The following is a 15,522-nucleotide window of genomic DNA, read 5'->3' as shown; positions in this document are numbered from 1 at the left end:
GCGCCGGGCGCCTTCCCCTACCGGCTGACCCGGGCCGGGGTCGTCATGACCCCCGACCCGGGCGACCCCCTCGAGGCCGAGGGAGTACTCAACCCCGGCTCGGGCCGCGGGCCCGACGGCGAGCTGTACCTGCTGCCGCGGCTCGTGGCCGACGGCAACGTCTCGCGCGTCGGCCTCGCCCGCGTGCTCGTCGACGACGGCGTGCCCGTCGGCGTCGAGCGCCAGGGCGTCGTGCTCGCCCCCGACCGCGGCTGGGAGCGCGGGGCGACGCACTCGGGCGTCGAGGACCCCCGCGTCACCCGGGTCGACGAGCTCGGCCTGCACGTCATGACCTACGTCGCGTACGGGCCGCTCGGCCCCCGCACCGCCGTCGCCGTCAGCGACGACCTGCGTGAGTGGCGCCGGCTCGGGCCCGTGACGTTCGACTACGTCGACGAGCTCGACACCGACCTCGGCCTCTTCCACAACAAGGACACGACGTTCTTCCCCGAGGCGGTGACGGCGCCCGACGGGGTGCGCAGCTTCGCCGTGCTGCACCGGCCGATGTGGCACATCGGCGCCACCGTGCCGGGGGAGGGCAGCCCGCTGCCGGCGGGGGTGACCGACGGTCGCCACTCGATCTGGATCAGCTACGTGCCGGTCGAGGCCGTCGAGCGCGACCTGCGCGCCCTCGCCCGCTGGGGGCAGCACCGGCCGGTCGCCGGGCCCGCGGCCCCGTTCGAGGAGCTCAAGATCGGCGGCGGCCCGCCCCCGCGCCGCGTGCCCGAGGGCTGGCTGCTGCTGCACCACGGCGTCACCGGCGTCATCGAGGACGCCTTCGCGCAGCAGCAGAACGTCAACTACGCCGCGGGCGGGATGATCCTCGACGCCGACGACCCCTCCCGGGTGCTCGCCCGCTCGGCCGAGCCGCTGCTCGAGGCCGAGACCGACGACGAGCGCGCCGGCATCGTGCCGAACGTCGTCTTCCCGACCGCGATCGAGGAGGTCGACGGGGTGCCGTGGGTCTTCTACGGCATGGCCGACTCCAAGATCGGCGTCGCCCGCCTCGACCACGCCTGACCCCCACCACCCCGCACGACCCCCACCACTCCGCACGACGAGACAGAAGGAGGCGGTCGACGATGACCGCACGCACCGCACGATGGGCCGGGCTCGCCCTGGCCGCCACGACAGCCCTCGCGCTGGGGGTGACGGGGGCGCTGCCCGCCTCCGCCGCGCCTCCGGCGGCTCCTGCCCCTGCGGCTCCGGCGGCTCCCACCCCGGCGGCCGGCGCGCCCGCGGCAGCCCCGGCTCCGCTGACGAACCTCGCCCACCTCGACTTCCTCCTCGACCAGGCGACGCCGGCGCCCGAGGAGGGCCACACCTCCTACCGGCTCGACTCCGAGCCGACGCTGACCCTGCCGTGGACGTAGGCCGACGCCCGCGACGGCGGCGCCTTCGCCCGCGTGGGCGGCGGGCCGCTCGACCCGGCCACCGGGTACTGGGGCCAGGGCGCGTACAACTCCGACGACGTCTCGCGGGCGGCCGTCGTCTACCTGCGCGACTGGCAGCTGACCGGGGCGGAGGCGAGCCGTGAGAAGGCGTACGAGCTGCTGCGCGCGACCGCGTACTTCCAGACCACCACCGGCCCGGCCGCGGGCAACGTCGTGCTGTGGATGCAGCCCGACGGCACCTTCAACCGCAGCCCGGTGCCGGTCGAGCTGCCCGACCCGTCCGACAGCGGCAACAGCTACTGGCTGGCCCGCAGCCTCTGGGCGTTCGGCGAGGGCTTCGCGGCCTTCCGCGACGACGACCCGGAGTTCGCGGCCTTCCTGCAGCAGCGCCTCCAGCTCGGTGTCGCGGCGCTGCAGCGCGACACCCTCTCGCGGTACGGGCAGTACGACGTCGCCGACGGCGTGCAGGTGCCCGCCTGGCTGATCGTCGACGGCGCGGACGCGACGGCGGAGGCGGTGCTCGGCCTGGGCGCGTACGTCGCCGCGGCCCCCGACGACGCCGTCGTGCGGACGGCCACGACGCAGCTCGCCGAGAGCGTGGCCCGCATGGCCTCCGGCGACCCGCAGACCTGGCCCTACGGGGCCGTGCTGCCCTGGACGAACTCGCGGTCGATGTGGCACTCGTGGGCGTCGCAGATGCCGGCCGCGCTCGCGCGGGCCTCGACCGTGCTCGGCCGTGCCGACCTGCTCGCGCCCGCCGTCGTCGACACGGCGTCGTTCACCACGACCCTGCTGACCGCGAGCGGCCCCGACAACGCCTGGTACCCGACGCCGGTCGACCAGACGCAGATCGCCTACGGCGCCGACGCGCGCCTGCAGTCGGCGCTCGCCGTGGCCGACGCCTCGGGCGGCGCCGGGTTCCGGGAGGTCGCCGCGGTGGCCGCCAGCTGGTACTTCGGCACGAACCGCTCCGGGCAGCCGGTCTACGACCGGGCGACGGGCGTGACGAACGACGGCGTGCAGGCCGACGGCAGCGTCAACCGCAACAGCGGGGCCGAGAGCACCATCCACGGCCTGCTCTCGATGATCGCGCTCGACGGTGCGCCCGACGTGTCGGCGCTCGCGCAGGCGTCGGCGACGGTCGCCGCCCGAGACGGCCTCACGACGGTCGAGGCCGAGGCCGCCACGGCGACCACGGGAACGGTCGTCACGCCCGAGTCCGCGTGGACGGGGGAGTCGCAGCTCAGCGGTGGCTCGGCGCTCACGCTCCGGCCCGGGCAGACCGCGACCATCACGGTGCCCGCCGGGTCGGGGCTCCGCCGCGTCGAGCCCGTGCTGCTCGGTGCCGAGGGAGTCGTCTCGACCTCGGTCTGGCGTGCCGGGAAGGTGCCGCTCGGCACGCTGTCGACGCGGGTCGGCGCGCAGGGCGTGACCGGCGCCTCCGGGGCCCTGCTGCCGCAGACGCTGCCCGTGCCGGTCGGGCCGGGCGCCACCGCGGTCACCGTGACCGCCCGGGGCTCGCAGCCCGTGACGATCGATGCGCTGATCGTGCGGCCGCTCGTGCAGCGGCTGTCGCTGACCGGGGCCGGCGGGCGGGCGACCGACCTGGTGTCGTCGACGTCGCGGCTGCCGCTGCCGGCGACGGTCGGGGCATCCGGCACCCGGTCGACGGTGTCGAGCTACGACTCGCGCGGCCGGCTCGTGTCGGAGAAGGCCGTGTCGGGCCGCAGCGTGGTGCTCGTCAAGACCGGCGGGTTCGTCGTCGTGACGCGCTAGGCCGGCGGGAACGAGAGAGCCCCGGACGGGTCGCCGCGCCCTGTGGTCAGGGTGCGGCGTCCGGGCCGGGGCTCGACGCGTGGTGCCGGCCGCACCGCTCGGCTCACGCCGGGCGGGGCGAGGGGGCTACGCCTCGGAGGGGTGCGGCGCCGGCTCGGCGGTCGCGGTGGCGCGGGTGGCCTTCGCGAGGTTCTCGACGAGCTCCGAGCGGGTCTGCGAGACGACGTAGGCGGGCTGGTCGCGCTCGACGCGCCAGCTCTCGCTCAGCGGGCCGACGTTGACGGTGTCGAAGCCGACCTCGTCGTAGAGGCGCTGCACGAGCTCGGCGGCCTCCTCGAAGTCGCTCGAGGTGGCGAGCGCACGACGGTCGGGGTCGCCCGCGGGCTTGCCGTCGGTCGTGATGTCCTTCGCCATGATGTGGTTGAAGCCCTTGGCGACCTTGCTCTCGGGCAGGTGGCGCTGCAGCATGCCCGACACGGTGTCGAGGCCGTTGTCGAGGGCGGGGATCTGCCCGTCGCGCTCGAAGTAGTAGTTGTTCGTGTCGATGACGACCTTGCCGGCGAGCGGGGCCACGGGCACCTGCTCGTAGTTCTTCAGCGGCACCGTGACGACGACGACCTCGCCGGCCTCCGCCGCCTCCTCGGACGTCGCGGCGCGCGCCTTCTCGCCCAGGTCGGCGACGAGGTCGCCGAGGGTCTCGGGCCCGCGCGAGTTGCTGATGACGACGTCGTGCCCCTGGGCGATGAGGGCCCGGGCGACCTGGCTGCCGATGTTGCCTGCTCCGATGATTCCGTATGTGGTCATGTCGTCAGCCAACGCCCGTCGGGCGGTCGCGTGTTCCCGCTCCCAGCCACCTCGGAGGCGGCGCCCAGCCGCGTCGCCCGTCCCGACAGGACGCGGGAGGCGCGTGTCCAGCCCCGAACGGTGCACGGTCTGCAGGCGCAGGCTGGGGGCATGACCGACTCGACCCGCGCCTCCGACCAGGCCTCCTCCTCCTCCGACCCGACCCGCGACTCCGCCGGGTCCGACGCCCCGACGACCGCCGTCCTCTTCGACATCGACGGCACGCTCGTCGACTCGAACTACGCGCACGTCGACGCCTGGTCGAAGGCCTTCGCCGACATCGGGCACCCCGTCGACAGCTGGCGGGTCCACCGCGCGATCGGGAAGGACAGCTCGCTCCTGCTCAGCTCGCTCCTCGGCGACGACGTCGCGGAGGCGCGGGGCGAGGAGGCGAAGGAGCGCCACTCCGCGCACTACCTGCCCCACGGCGACACCGACCTGCACGTCTTCGACCAGGTGCCCGAGCTGCTCGCCGAGATCGGCCGCCGCGGGCACCGCGTCGTGCTCGCGACCAGCGCCCCCGAGGAGGAGCTCGAGGTGCTGCGCCCCCTGCTCGACGTCGAGGGCGCCCTCTGGGCCGTCACCTCGTCGGAGGACGCCGAGACGGCCAAGCCCGACCCCGGCATCGTCCAGGCCGCGCTCGACGAGGCCGGGGTCGACGCCGACCACGCCGTCATGGTCGGCGACGCGGTGTGGGACGTCGAGGCGGCCGGTCGGGCCGGCGTCGCCTGCGTCGGCGTGCTGACCGGCGGCATGTCGCGCAGCGAGCTCACCGAGGCCGGCGCGGCCGAGGTCGTCGACGACGTGGCCGCTCTGCTGCGCGGCCTCGACGACAGCGTGATCGGGCGGCTCGGCGCCTGATCGGGCGGCTCGGCGCCTGAGCGCCGACGCGGCGGTCGGACGGCGACGAACCACGTCGTCGCACCCGAGCCAGGCCGCGGCGTGGTTCGCCGGCGAGGACGTGGTGTGTCTCAGCTCGGCTCGGCGGCGGCGCGTCAGCGGCGGCAGAACCAGCGCGCGACGCGACGGAGGCCGCGGCGTCGGCCGGCCGGCGGCGTGCAGGCCCGCCGCGGCGGCGCGGGCACGAAGGTGACCGACCGGCACGAGGTGCAGGTCAGCAGCTCGGGGTGCACCGACAGCCCCGAGCCGAAGAACGGGTTCCGCACGAGACGGGCCGGGCCGCCGCACTCGGCGCAGCGGGCGGGGCGGTCGAGGGAGGAGTCGCGCGGGGTCATCGTGTCCTCCTGGTGTCGTCGGGGCGGGCGGTCGAGGAGTCTTCGGGGCGCGGCCGCGCCGGGTTGGGTGCGGCGGCGTCCCCAGTCCGGGTGCCGGGGCGGTGCCGGCGCGGTGCCGACACTGTGCCGGGGCGGTGCCGGCACCGTGCTCGCGCCCACCACGCACGGGCGCCCCGCCACGACCTGCGTGACGGGGCGCCCGTGAGGGAGGCGGTGCGGCTGCCTAGCCCTCGAAGGTCGCGTCGAGCGTGATCTCGACGCCGGTGAGGGCCTTGCTGACCGGGCAGGTCTCCTTGGCGTCCTGCGCGGCGGCCTGGAAGGCGGCCTCGTCGATGCCGGAGACCTCGCCGCGGACGGTGAGGGCGATGCCCGTGAGGCGGAACCCGCCGGCCGAGTCCGGGCCGAGCGTGACGTCGGCCTTGACGTCGAGCGCCTCGACCGTGCCGCCGGCCGCGCCGAGCACGGCGCTGAACTGCATGGCGTAGCAGGCGGAGTGGGCCGCGGCGAGCAGCTCCTCAGGGCTGGTCGAGCCGTTCGCCTCGTCAGCGGCGCGCTTCGGGAACGACACGTCGTACGTGCCGACGCCGGAGCTGGTCATCTCGACCTGGCCCTCGCCGGTCTCGAGGCTTCCGTTCCAGGCGGTGCGAGCGGTGCGAGTGGGCATGCTGTCTCTCTTTCGTCGGTGTGGGTCGGGTGTCGCGGGTGGTCGGAGGAGTCAGGGGGCTAAGGGCCGAGGAGTCGCGGGGCGGTCTACGAGGACGCCGCGCGCACGCTGTCGGCCACCGTGCCGAGGGTCTCGGTCAGGTCGGCGATGTCGGCGGGCCGGAGCCCCGTCGCGGCGCAGATGCTCTCGGGGATGCGCGCGGCCAGGCCGCGCAGGTCATCGCCCGCCGCGGTCAGCGACACCGTCACGGCGCGCTCGTCGCGACCGCCGCGCGCCCGGGTCACGAGGCCCTGGGCGTCGAGGCGGCGGAGCAGCGGCGAGAGGGTGCCCGAGTCGAGGTGCAGGCGCTCGCCGAGGGCGGAGACGCCGGTCGGGCCCTGCTCCCAGAGCACGAGCATGACGAGGTACTGCGGGTAGGTCAGGCCGAGCGGCTCGAGCAGCTCGCGGTACCGGGCGGTGAGGGCGCGCGACGCTGCGTAGAGGGCGAAGCAGATCTGCTCGTCGAGCAGGGGAGCGGTCGCCGGGGAGGCGGTGGTCGCCTCCGCCACCGGGGTCGCGCTCGTCGTCGTCATGGTCGTGACGCTACCACATCGCGCACAACTCGGTTGGACGCAACGCAACGTAAAGCAGTGCGAGGGCCGAGACGACGAGACCCGTCGCCCCGCGATGCGGGGCGACGGGTCTCGTGACGGACGGCGTGGATCAGTCGCCGACCTTCTCGTCCGCAGCGTCGGTGGCCTTGTCGATCTGCTCCGAGTGGCCGCCGCCGGTGGCCTTGTCGGCCGCGTCGCCGGCCTTGTCGACCCCGGCGTCCGAGACCTTCTCGCCCTTGTCGCTGTTCAGGAAGTCTCCGGCCTTGTCGGCGATGCCTGCCATGGTGTTCTCCTTCTGCGTCGGTGGCGCCGCGGCGTTCCCCGCGGTCGACCCCAGCCTGCGCCCGGCCCGCCCGGGCGTCGTCCCAGGGTGTACCCCGGCCGCGCGGCGACCGGGTCGCGTAGCGTCGCAGCATGAGCCACGACAGCGAGCACGACGACGCCGACAGCACGGGGATGACCGCCGACGAGAAGCGCCACGACCAGCTCACCCGGGCGCCGAAGTCGGACGAGACGGACGCGGCTCCGCGCATCACGACCGAGGAGCGCCCCGACGGCGTCACGCGCATCGACGTCGCCGACACCGCGAAGGTGCGCCCGGGCGGCGGCGAGAGCCAGGCGCAGGGCTGAGCTGAGCCGCTCGCCCGACTGCCCGCGCGGGGCGGCCCGGCGCCTCAGCTCGCCGCGACCGCCCCGAGCCGGAACCTGTCGGGGGCCGGCGTGCCCGTAGCGACGCCCGCCAGCAGCGTGCCGAGCAGGGGCCCGAACTTGAAGCCGTGCCCCGCGAACCCGGTCGCGACGGTCGCCGCGCCGACCCGGTCGAGCACGAAGTCCTCGGTCGGGGTCGTGTCGTACAGGCAGCTGATCGGCACGAGGCTGTCGACGTCGACGCCGGGCACCCACCGCGCGACGTACTCGCGCAGCACCGCCGTGCCCTCAGCGGTCGGCGCGAAGTCGCGCTCGTCGGGGTGCACCTCGCGGCCGGTGCCGTGGGTGCCGACCTTGACGCCCTCGCCCGGCGTCAGCAGCCCGTAGACGCTGCTCACCACGGAGCGCAGGGCCGGGTCGGAGGGGTAGTGCACGAAGCTCGGCCACGCCTCGTCGGGCAGGGCGGAGGCGAAGTGCGCCGGCTGCTCCTGCGTCACGCGCACCGGGGGCAGCGGGGTGCCCGCCGCGGCGGCGTGCTCGGCGACGAGGTCGTGGGCCCACGAGCCGACCGCGAGCACGACGCTGGCGACGCGGACCACCGAGGAGGCGCCTCCTGCGCCCTCGAGGCGGAGCACCGCCCCCTCGTCGGTCAGGTCGAGGTCGCGCAGGCGGGTCTCGAAGCGGAGCTCGGCGCCGTGCGCGACCGCGGAGTCGAGCATCGCCTCGATGGCGTCGGCGGAGCGCAGGCGGCCGGCCTCGGCGTGGACGAGTGCGCTCGTGTCGATGCGGAGCCCCGGCCAGCGGGCCTCGGCCTCGGCGGGCGACAGACGCTCGTGCACGACGCCGGCGCGCTCGAACGCGGCCTGGATCGCGTCGAGCACGGCGGGGTCGCCGTGGTCGACGGCGCCGGTGAGGTCGAGCAGGTCGCGGCCCGTCTCGCGCTCCAGCTCGCGCCACTCGGCGAGGGCGGCACCGGTCATCGCGACGTAGTCGTCGGCCGTGTAGCCGCGGCGGAAGATCCGGGTCGCGCCGTGCGACGAGCCGGCCTCGTGGCCGCGCGCGAACCGCTCGACCACGAGCACGCGGGCGCCCGACCGGGCCAGGGCCCGGGCCGTCGCGGCGCCGACGACGCCGGCCCCGACGACGACGTGGTCCCAGGCGGGCTGCGCGGCGGTGCTCTCGACGGGGCTCGGCTCGGTCATCCTGCGAGGGTAGCGGGGCCCCCGAACCACCGACTGATCGACGAACCACGTCACGAGGTGGTTCGTTGATCAGTCGGTGGTCGGTTCGTCGGCGTCGGCGACGGCGACGGGGCGCCCGTCAGCGGTGGATGGGGTCGGAGCGGTCGCGCAGCCGCACGCCCGTCGCTCCCGAGCGCACCGCGAGCACCTCGGCGAGCACCGAGATCGCCGTCTCCTCCGGGGTGCTCGCCCCGAGGTCGAGCCCGATGGGGGAGTGCAGGCGGGCCAGCGACTCCTCGTCGACGTCGAGGGCGCGCAGCTGGCGGACGCGCCGCTCGTGCGTGCCGCGCGACCCCATCGCGCCGACGTACGCGGCGGGGGAGGCGAGCGCCGCCGCGACCAGCTCGGCGTCGAACCGGTCGTCGTGCGAGAGCACGGCGACGACGGTGCGCTCGTCGACCTCGGTGCTCGCGAGCCAGGTCGGCGGCCAGGCGACGACGACCTCCTCGGCCGAGGGGAAGCGCTCGGGGGTCAGGAAGACCGGCCGCGGGTCGCAGACGGTGACGCGGTAGCCGAGGGCGGAGCCGGCGGCGCAGAGGGCGACCGCGAACTCCACGGCCCCGACCACGAGGAGTCGCGGGGCCGGCACCGAGCGCTCGGTCACCAGGCGGAGCCCCGCGCACGCGTCGAGGTCGGCCGGGTCGACGACGTCGCCGAGGCGCGGGCCGGCCGTGCCGGCCGTGCCGGCCGTGCCGGCCGTGCCGGCCGTGCCGGTCGGCCCGGCCGTGCCTCGCGTGGCGGCGGCGTCGCCCGTGGTGTCCCGGTCGGCGGCGTCGCGCCCGTCGGCCGTGGCGGCCGCGCCGACGACCCGCGTGAGCGACGCCGGGCGGCCGGCCCGCGCCTCCCGCAGCTGGCGGACGACCTCGTCGTCGTCGGCGGAGAGCCGCTGCACGACGACCTCGATGGTGCCGCCGCAGCTGAGGCCGACCTCGAAGCCGGCCTCGTCGCTGAAGCCGAACGACTCGAGCAGGGGCACGCCGTCGGCGAGCACCCGCTCGCACGCCTCGTAGAGGGCCCCCTCGACGCAGCCGCCGGAGATGCTGCCGATCACGGTGCCGTCGGCCGTCACGACCATGGAGGTGCCGACCGTGCGGGGCGCGCTGCCCACGACCGAGACCGCGGTCGCGACCGCGACGCGCTCGCCCGCGTCGAGGCGGGTGAGCAGGCGGTCGGCGATCTCGAACACGGGGGCTCCTCGGGGGAGGGCGCGCGGGGCGCGCGGACGGGTCCGCCGATCGTACCCGGCGCCCGGGCCCGGGCCTGCTGCGGGCGCGGGCCTGCCGCGGGCCCGCGCCCGGCTGCGGCAGACTCGGGGGGTGACCGACCCCGCCGTGCCGCCCCCCGCCTCTGCCCGTCCCCTCCGCGAGGTCGTGGCCGACTGGGTCGTGGGCTGGACGGCCTCGCGCGGCGTCGTCGCCGTCGAGCGCGACGGCTCGTGGCGCGTGCCGTTCGGGCACCCCGACCGCTGGGCCGAGTTCGTGGTGCCGCTCGACGGCGGCCCCGGAGCGGGCTCGTCCTCCTCGGCTGCCTCGGCCACCTCGTCCTCCTCGGCCGCGTCCCGCGCCGCGCGCACGGAGCAGCTCGCCGCCGTGCTCGCCGAGGCCGCCGAGGTCGGGCGTCTCGGCGACCGCGTCTGGGTGACCGTGGTCGGCCACGACCCCGAGGCCGTCGTGGCGGCCGGTCGGAGCTCCGGCTTCGAGGTGCGGAGCGCCGAGGAGTCGCTGATGGGCATGGCCCTCGACCAGCAGGCCGTGCGCGAGGTGTCGGCGCCGTACGAGCTCGACGTGCAGGAGGTCGGGGCGCCCCCCGCCCCCGTCCTGCGGGCGACCGCCTGGGTCGGCGAGGGCCACCCCGGCGAGGGGGACGACGCCGCGACCGGCCGGGCGGCCCTCACCCCCGCGGGCACCGCCGTGCTCGACCGCGTCGAGACCGACGACGAGCACCGCCGCCGCGGCCTCGGCGGGGCGGTCGTGCACGCCCTCGTCGCCGAGTCCCGGCGACGCGGTGCGACCCGGGGGCTGCTCGTGGCCTCGGTCGACGGCGCCCTGCTCTACCGGTCGCTCGGCTGGGAGCCCACGGCGTCGGTCGTGATCCTCGTCACCCCCGCCGTGCGCTGAGATCGGGCGGAGGGGGTGACCCCGCCGCCGACCGGGGGCAGGATGTGGTCATGACCCGCGCCTCCGTCGTCTCCGTCAGCCGCGACTCCGCCCACCGCTTCAGCAAGCCGGTGGTCGACGAGATCACGCTCGTGGCGGGGCTCGGCGTGGAGGGCGACGCGCACTCCGGCACGACGGTGCAGCACCGGTCGCGCGTGCGGCGCGACCCGAGCCAGCCGAACCTGCGGCAGGTGCACCTGATGCACGAGGAGGTCCTCGAGGAGGCGCGTTCGGCCGGCCTCGACGTCTCGCCCGGCGAGATGGGCGAGAACGTCACCACCCGGGGCGTCGACCTGCTCGGCCTGCCGACCGGCACCCGTCTGCGGCTCGGGGCGGAGGCCGTCGTCGAGGTGACCGGGCTGCGCAACCCCTGCACGCAGATCGAGGGCTTCGAGCCGGGGCTCCTGAAGCAGATGGTCGGCCGGGGCCCCGACGGCCAGGTCGAGCGCCGCGCCGGCGTCATGTCGGTCGTGCTCGTCGGCGGCACCGTGCGTGCTGGCGACGAGGTCGTCGTCGAGCTGCCCGCCGGCGAGCCGCTGCCGCTGCAGCCCGTCTGACCCGCGCCGCTGCCGCTCCAGCCCGTCTGACCCGCGCCGCCGCCGCTCGCGTGCCGGTGGTTGCAAATGCCGACCGCCGAGCCTGCAATACGTGATCTTTCCCGCACCAGGTGTGCCCTCGGGTGCAGATGGTCGGGAATTGCGGCACCGGAGGAGGCGAACGAGCCTCGCTCGCGCGGCCGCGGCAGGCGCTCGTCGCTGGTCGGCAGGATGTCGGTGGCGCGCCTCCCCGGGGCGTCGGTAGCGTCGCGACATGGCGATCGTCCCCGACACGAAGAACTGGACCTGGGTGCTCGACGAGACCTGCAACGACTGCGGGTACGACGGGCCGGCGACGGAGTTCCGCGAGGTGCCCCGCCTCGTCCGCGAGAACGCGGCGGCGTGGCCCGGGGTGCTCGCGGCCGCCGACGCGGCCGTCCGCCCCGACGACCGCACCTGGTCCGCCCTCGAGTACGGCGCCCACGTGCGCGACGTCTTCCGGGTGTTCGACGAGCGGCTCGCGCTGATGCTCCGCGAGGAGGCGCCCGCCTTCGCGAACTGGGACCAGGACGCCACCGCCGTGGCCGACCGCTACTCCGAGCAGCAGCCGGCCGCGGTCGCCGCCGAGCTGGTCGCCGTGGCCGAGGTCGTCGCCGCCCGCTTCGAGGCCGTGGCCGACGAGCAGCTCGGTCGCACCGGCCTCCGGTCGGACGGCTCGGCCTTCACGGTCGAGTCGCTCGCGCGCTACTTCGTGCACGACCCGGTGCACCACCTCCACGACGTGCGTCGCTGAGGTGCGGCGGGTCGGCGTCGTCCTGGGCGGGCGGGCGCTGGCTGACCCGCCGGCAGTGACGGCGACCCGCCGGCTCGTTCCCGGCTGCCGCCCGGGGTCGCGATGACCCGCCGACCCGCGGACACGCAGCAGCGGTGCGCCGCCGCCGCGGCTCAGCCCTGCCCGGCCCCCGCGGCGCCGGCCACCGCCAGCGCGAGCGCCGCGACGCCCGCCGCGAACGTCAGCAGCGCGACCGCCGCCGGCAACAGCCCGCTGCCGATCGGGGCGCGGTCGTCCGCCCCGGAGGTGAGGAGGCGGTGCACCCGCCGGTACCGCCGGTGCGCTCCCACGAGCACCGCGACCGACGCCGCGACCCCGAGCCCGGCGACCGCGTACGTCGCGGCGCCGTCGCCGAGCAGCAGGGGCAGCACGCGGAGCCCGACGAGCGACCCCACCGTGAGGGCGAGCGCCGTCCGCCGCCACGCGAGCGCGGTGCGCTCGGGCTGGAGCCCGGGGTCGAACGGGCGGGCGGAGCGGTCGACGCGACCCGCGCCTCCCTCGCTCACGCCGCCGCCGACCTGCGCGGTGCCGCGCGCGTGCAAGTTGCAGTGGACCGGCGCCCCGCAGCCGACCGGCGCGGCGCCGCGCGCGTGAGCCCCGCCGCCCCCCGGCACGTCCCGGCCGGCCCCCGGGTCACGCGAGCACCACCGCGAGCAGCACGAGCACCCCGGCCACCACGACGGCGACGCCGATCGGCAGCGCCAGCCGAGCCGAGGGCAGCGGGCGGCCGAGCCGCAGCGCCCGCTCCGCCTGGGCCCAGCCGAACCAGGCCTGCACGGGGGTGGCGACGCCGGCGACGATGAGCACGAGCGAGGCGGCCAGCCGGAGGTGCGGTTCGAGGCCCAGCCCGAGCGCCTCCAGGGCGACGCCGCCGGCGAGCAGGGCCAGGGCGGTGCGGATCCACGCGAGGAAGGTGCGTTCGTTCGCCAGCGTGAAGCGGGCGTCGGGCTCGCTGCCCACGCCGTAGACGGACGAGGGGAAGCGGCGCGCGGTCACCCCCTCACGCTACTGCGGGCGGCCGCGCAGGGCGACGAACCACTTTCCCGCCCGGGAACCACGCCGCGGCGTGGTTCGCGTGCGAGGACGTGGTGCCCGACGCGGCGGCCGGCTCGCTTCGGCCAGCTCGCCGGGCCGCGCACGGGTCAGCCGCGGTGGCGCCGGATGCGGATCGGTCCCTTCGCCGTCGACGGGTCGACGACCGACCCGCCCTGGGTGATGTCGACCTCGCCCGCGGCGACCAGGCGGCGGGCGGCGCGGCGCACCGGCTCCATCAGGTCACGCCAGGCGGCCTCGTCGTCGGGAGCGATCGACCGGGCGACGTCGGAGGGGCAGATGGTGGAGGCGGCGGCCCGGCTGGCGAGGAGCGATCGGATGCGCTCCTCCAGCTCCCGGTCGAGCGCCGACACCTTGCGCTTTCGGCACGCGTCGCTGCAGTACGCGACCTCGTCCCAGTTCGCGGCCCACTTCTTGCGCCACTCGATGCGGCGGCCGCACGAGCGGCAGGTCTTCTCGTCGTGCTCGGGCATGGCCCCATGCTGCTCCCCGCCTCCGTGAGCCGCCCGAGCGCCGAGCGCCGAGCGCCCGCCCGCCTACCGCTCCTCGGCTCCTCCGCTCCTCCGCTCTTCCTGTCCTCTCAAATTTGAGAGTGATCAGCCCGCCGACGACGAGAACAGGCGGGAGGCGCGGGGCCGATCCCCGGATCACTCGCGTCTTCCTCCGCCCGCCCTGCCCCGGGGAACGCGCCCGCCGCACCCGTGCCTGCCGCACGCACGCACGCCGCCGCGCCCGAGCCCCGAGCCCCGAGCGCCGTGCGCCGAGCGCCGAGCGCGAGCGCCCGCCCGGCCCACACCCTGGCGCCTCGCGGCCGCGTCGCGTACCCTCGACGGTGGTCGTGCGTCACGCGCGGCCCCGGGCGTGCACGACAGCGCGCAGTCGGGATCACCATCCTCCCCGTGCACCACGGGTCGAGAGAACGGCGCCCGCCGACTGACCGAGACCCTCCATGACCCTCGCACCTCCGCGTCCCCCGCGCCTCCCGGCCGGTGACGGACGCTCCACCCGCTTCCCCCTCGCCGGCCTGCTCGCGCTCGCCGTCGCGACCTTCCTCTCCATCTCCGGCGAGATGCTGCCGACCGGCCTGCTGCCCGAGATGAGCAGCGAGCTCGGCGTGACCGAGTCGGCCATCGGCCTGCTCGTCAGCGTCTTCGCGTTCACGGTCGTGCTCACCAGCACGACCCTCACGCACCTCACGCGCCGCCTGCCGCGGCACCTGCTCGTCGTCGGCCTGATCGCCGTGCTCGCCGTGAGCGCCGCGCTCACCGCGATCGCGCCGAGCTACGAGCTGGTCGTGGCGTCGCGCATCCTCGGCGGCCTCGCCCACGGCATGTTCTGGGCGATCGGCGGCGCCTACGCGGCGCACCTCGTGCCCCGTGAGCAGGTGGGCCGCGCGCTCGCCGTCGCCATGAGCGGCGGCACCCTCGCCTTCGTGCTGGGCGTGCCGCTCGGCACCGCGCTCGGCCAGGCCCTCGGCTGGCGCGCGGCGTTCGGCGTGCTCGCCGGCGCCATGGCGCTCGGCGCGCTGCTCGTCTGGCGGCTGCTGCCGCCGGTGCCCGCCCCCGACCCGAGCACCGTCACCGGGGCGGTGCCGACCATCGACGCGGCCGACTCGACGGCCGCAGCCTCCGCCACCGCGACCACGCCGTCGGCGACGACCACGGCGCGCCGCCGGATGCCCGCGCCGTCGGTGCTCGGCATCGTCTTCAGCTGCGTCGTGACCGCCGTCTTCATGGTCGGTCACTACTCGTTCTTCACCTACATCGCGCCGTACCTGGTGCGCTCGACCGGCATCGAGGAGTCGCAGCTCAGCCTCGCGCTCTTCGCGTTCGGCATCGCGGGCGGCGTCGGCCTGCTGCTCGTCGGCTGGTTCCTCGGCAAGCGCCCGCGCATCACCATCCCGGTCGGCATGGCCGTGGTCGTCGTCGCCGTGCTCGCGATGGTGGCGCTGGAGGGGCAGCCCGGCCCGTCGCTCGTCGCGTTCGTCGTCTGGGGCGTGACGTTCGGCGCGCTGCCGCCGCTGTTCCAGACGAAGATGCTGCAGGTCGCCCCGTCGCGCCTCCGAGACATCGCGAGCGCGTTCTACACGACCGGCTTCAACGCCGGCATCGGCGGCGGTGCCCTGATCGGCGCCCTCGTGCTCGACGGAGCCGGTCTCGACGTGCTCCCGCTGCTCTACGTCGTCGTCGCCGCGGTGATGCTCGTCGTCGTGCTCGTCACCGACGCCGTCCTGATGCGGCGCTCGCCGCGCTGACGCACGCCGGGTCCACCCCGGACGACGGAGGCGCGGTGCCGGTACGCGACGGAGTAGCGGTGCCGGACACGACGGACGCGCGGCCGGACACGACGGAGGCGCGGTGCCGGGACCGAGGGCGGGTCGCGCTCGACGCGACCCTGCTCCGGTGCCGGCACCGCGCCTCCCTCAGGTGACGGGTCGCCCGTGGCGTCGGTCAGCGACGGCGCGTGCTGCCGCCCTTGCCGGTCGAGCCGCCCTTGCCGGTGCGCTTCTGGA

General features: G+C 76.1%; 19 protein-coding genes. 9 read left to right on the top strand and 10 right to left on the bottom strand.

Translation table 11 applies throughout. From position 1 onward, the window contains the following. Nucleotides 1–45 precede the first annotated feature (45 nt). The 3 genes from F1C15_RS06850 to F1C15_RS06845 all read left to right on the top strand — a co-directional run bounded on the left by F1C15_RS06850 (nt 46) and on the right by F1C15_RS06845 (nt 3,209). On the top strand, nt 46–1,059 hold the full coding sequence (locus tag F1C15_RS06850) for a glycosidase (RefSeq protein WP_185234141.1): 1,014 nt from the start codon (nt 46–48) through the stop codon (nt 1,057–1,059). A gap of 62 nt (nt 1,060–1,121) precedes the next feature. After that, nucleotides 1,122–1,412, top strand: a complete 291-nt coding sequence (locus tag F1C15_RS16140; RefSeq protein ID WP_255465530.1) for a hypothetical protein — start codon at nt 1,122–1,124, stop codon at nt 1,410–1,412. Between the two features lie 33 nt (nt 1,413–1,445). Next, nucleotides 1,446–3,209 (top strand): hypothetical protein, encoded by a 1,764-nt coding sequence (locus F1C15_RS06845; protein WP_255465529.1) that lies wholly within the window; start codon nt 1,446–1,448, stop codon nt 3,207–3,209. A gap of 126 nt (nt 3,210–3,335) precedes the next feature. Here the strand turns inward: F1C15_RS06845 and F1C15_RS06840 are convergent, their stop codons facing one another. Further along, nucleotides 3,336–4,013 carry an NADPH-dependent F420 reductase gene (locus F1C15_RS06840; RefSeq protein ID WP_244634321.1) on the bottom strand — a complete coding sequence of 226 codons (678 nt, stop codon included), beginning with the start codon at nt 4,011–4,013 and terminating at the stop codon, nt 3,336–3,338. A 150-nt stretch (nt 4,014–4,163) separates the two neighbouring features. On the opposite strand from F1C15_RS06840, the gene F1C15_RS06835 reads away from it, so the two are divergent. Continuing rightward, complete coding sequence (locus F1C15_RS06835; protein WP_185233764.1) at nt 4,164–4,913, top strand: HAD family hydrolase; 750 nt, start codon at nt 4,164–4,166, stop codon at nt 4,911–4,913. A gap of 134 nt (nt 4,914–5,047) precedes the next feature. Here F1C15_RS06835 and F1C15_RS06830 read toward each other — a convergent pair whose 3' ends face one another. The 4 genes from F1C15_RS06830 to F1C15_RS06815 all read right to left on the bottom strand — a co-directional run bounded on the left by F1C15_RS06830 (nt 5,048) and on the right by F1C15_RS06815 (nt 6,827). Next, complete coding sequence (locus F1C15_RS06830; protein ID WP_056057152.1) at nt 5,048–5,287, bottom strand: hypothetical protein; 240 nt, start codon at nt 5,285–5,287, stop codon at nt 5,048–5,050. Between the two features lie 223 nt (nt 5,288–5,510). Then, the gene (locus F1C15_RS06825) at nt 5,511–5,951 is read right to left on the bottom strand and encodes an OsmC family peroxiredoxin (protein ID WP_056057151.1); all 441 of its coding nucleotides are present in this window, start codon (nt 5,949–5,951) and stop codon (nt 5,511–5,513) included. An 86-nt stretch (nt 5,952–6,037) separates the two neighbouring features. Next, the gene (locus F1C15_RS06820; RefSeq protein ID WP_185233762.1) at nt 6,038–6,523 is read right to left on the bottom strand and encodes a MarR family winged helix-turn-helix transcriptional regulator; all 486 of its coding nucleotides are present in this window, start codon (nt 6,521–6,523) and stop codon (nt 6,038–6,040) included. 130 nt (nt 6,524–6,653) lie between these two features. After that, nucleotides 6,654–6,827 (bottom strand): antitoxin, encoded by a 174-nt coding sequence (locus tag F1C15_RS06815; RefSeq protein ID WP_185233760.1) that lies wholly within the window; start codon nt 6,825–6,827, stop codon nt 6,654–6,656. A 131-nt stretch (nt 6,828–6,958) separates the two neighbouring features. Here F1C15_RS06815 and F1C15_RS06810 point away from each other — a divergent pair, with 131 nt between their 5' ends. After that, nucleotides 6,959–7,174 carry a hypothetical protein gene (locus tag F1C15_RS06810; RefSeq protein ID WP_185233758.1) on the top strand — a complete coding sequence of 72 codons (216 nt, stop codon included), beginning with the start codon at nt 6,959–6,961 and terminating at the stop codon, nt 7,172–7,174. Nucleotides 7,175–7,218: 44 nt separating this feature from the next. Here F1C15_RS06810 and F1C15_RS06805 read toward each other — a convergent pair whose 3' ends face one another. Continuing rightward, the gene (locus F1C15_RS06805) at nt 7,219–8,394 is read right to left on the bottom strand and encodes an FAD-dependent oxidoreductase (protein ID WP_185233756.1); all 1,176 of its coding nucleotides are present in this window, start codon (nt 8,392–8,394) and stop codon (nt 7,219–7,221) included. Between the two features lie 118 nt (nt 8,395–8,512). Further along, nucleotides 8,513–9,619: an XdhC family protein gene (locus F1C15_RS06800; RefSeq protein ID WP_219731578.1), complete on the bottom strand. Its 1,107-nt coding sequence runs from the start codon at nt 9,617–9,619 to the stop codon at nt 8,513–8,515. Nucleotides 9,620–9,749: 130 nt separating this feature from the next. Here F1C15_RS06800 and F1C15_RS16030 point away from each other — a divergent pair, with 130 nt between their 5' ends. The 3 genes from F1C15_RS16030 (at nt 9,750) to F1C15_RS06785 (ending at nt 11,918) form a co-directional block, all read left to right on the top strand. Continuing rightward, entirely contained in the window at nt 9,750–10,550 is an 801-nt protein-coding gene (locus F1C15_RS16030; protein ID WP_219731577.1) for a GNAT family N-acetyltransferase, read from the top strand. 50 nt (nt 10,551–10,600) lie between these two features. Then, nucleotides 10,601–11,146, top strand: a complete 546-nt coding sequence (locus F1C15_RS06790) for an MOSC domain-containing protein (RefSeq protein ID WP_185233750.1) — start codon at nt 10,601–10,603, stop codon at nt 11,144–11,146. Nucleotides 11,147–11,399: 253 nt separating this feature from the next. Next, the gene (locus tag F1C15_RS06785; protein ID WP_185233748.1) at nt 11,400–11,918 is read left to right on the top strand and encodes a DinB family protein; all 519 of its coding nucleotides are present in this window, start codon (nt 11,400–11,402) and stop codon (nt 11,916–11,918) included. A 152-nt stretch (nt 11,919–12,070) separates the two neighbouring features. Here the strand turns inward: F1C15_RS06785 and F1C15_RS06780 are convergent, their stop codons facing one another. The 3 genes from F1C15_RS06780 to F1C15_RS06770 all read right to left on the bottom strand — a co-directional run bounded on the left by F1C15_RS06780 (nt 12,071) and on the right by F1C15_RS06770 (nt 13,483). Further along, complete coding sequence (locus F1C15_RS06780; RefSeq protein WP_197981330.1) at nt 12,071–12,499, bottom strand: DUF202 domain-containing protein; 429 nt, start codon at nt 12,497–12,499, stop codon at nt 12,071–12,073. A gap of 91 nt (nt 12,500–12,590) precedes the next feature. Next, the gene (locus tag F1C15_RS06775) at nt 12,591–12,953 is read right to left on the bottom strand and encodes a YidH family protein (protein ID WP_056057140.1); all 363 of its coding nucleotides are present in this window, start codon (nt 12,951–12,953) and stop codon (nt 12,591–12,593) included. A 146-nt stretch (nt 12,954–13,099) separates the two neighbouring features. Next, the gene (locus F1C15_RS06770; RefSeq protein WP_056057139.1) at nt 13,100–13,483 is read right to left on the bottom strand and encodes a DUF2256 and DUF3253 domain-containing protein; all 384 of its coding nucleotides are present in this window, start codon (nt 13,481–13,483) and stop codon (nt 13,100–13,102) included. 476 nt (nt 13,484–13,959) lie between these two features. On the opposite strand from F1C15_RS06770, the gene F1C15_RS06765 reads away from it, so the two are divergent. Continuing rightward, entirely contained in the window at nt 13,960–15,264 is a 1,305-nt protein-coding gene (locus F1C15_RS06765; protein ID WP_185233746.1) for an MFS transporter, read from the top strand. Nucleotides 15,265–15,522 lie beyond the last annotated feature (258 nt).

The sequence above is a fragment of the Frigoribacterium sp. NBH87 genome (genome assembly GCF_014217665.1).
In the GTDB taxonomy this organism is placed as follows: Bacteria; Actinomycetota; Actinomycetes; order Actinomycetales; family Microbacteriaceae; genus Frigoribacterium; species Frigoribacterium endophyticum.
This window is presented reverse-complemented; position numbering and strand designations above follow the sequence as displayed.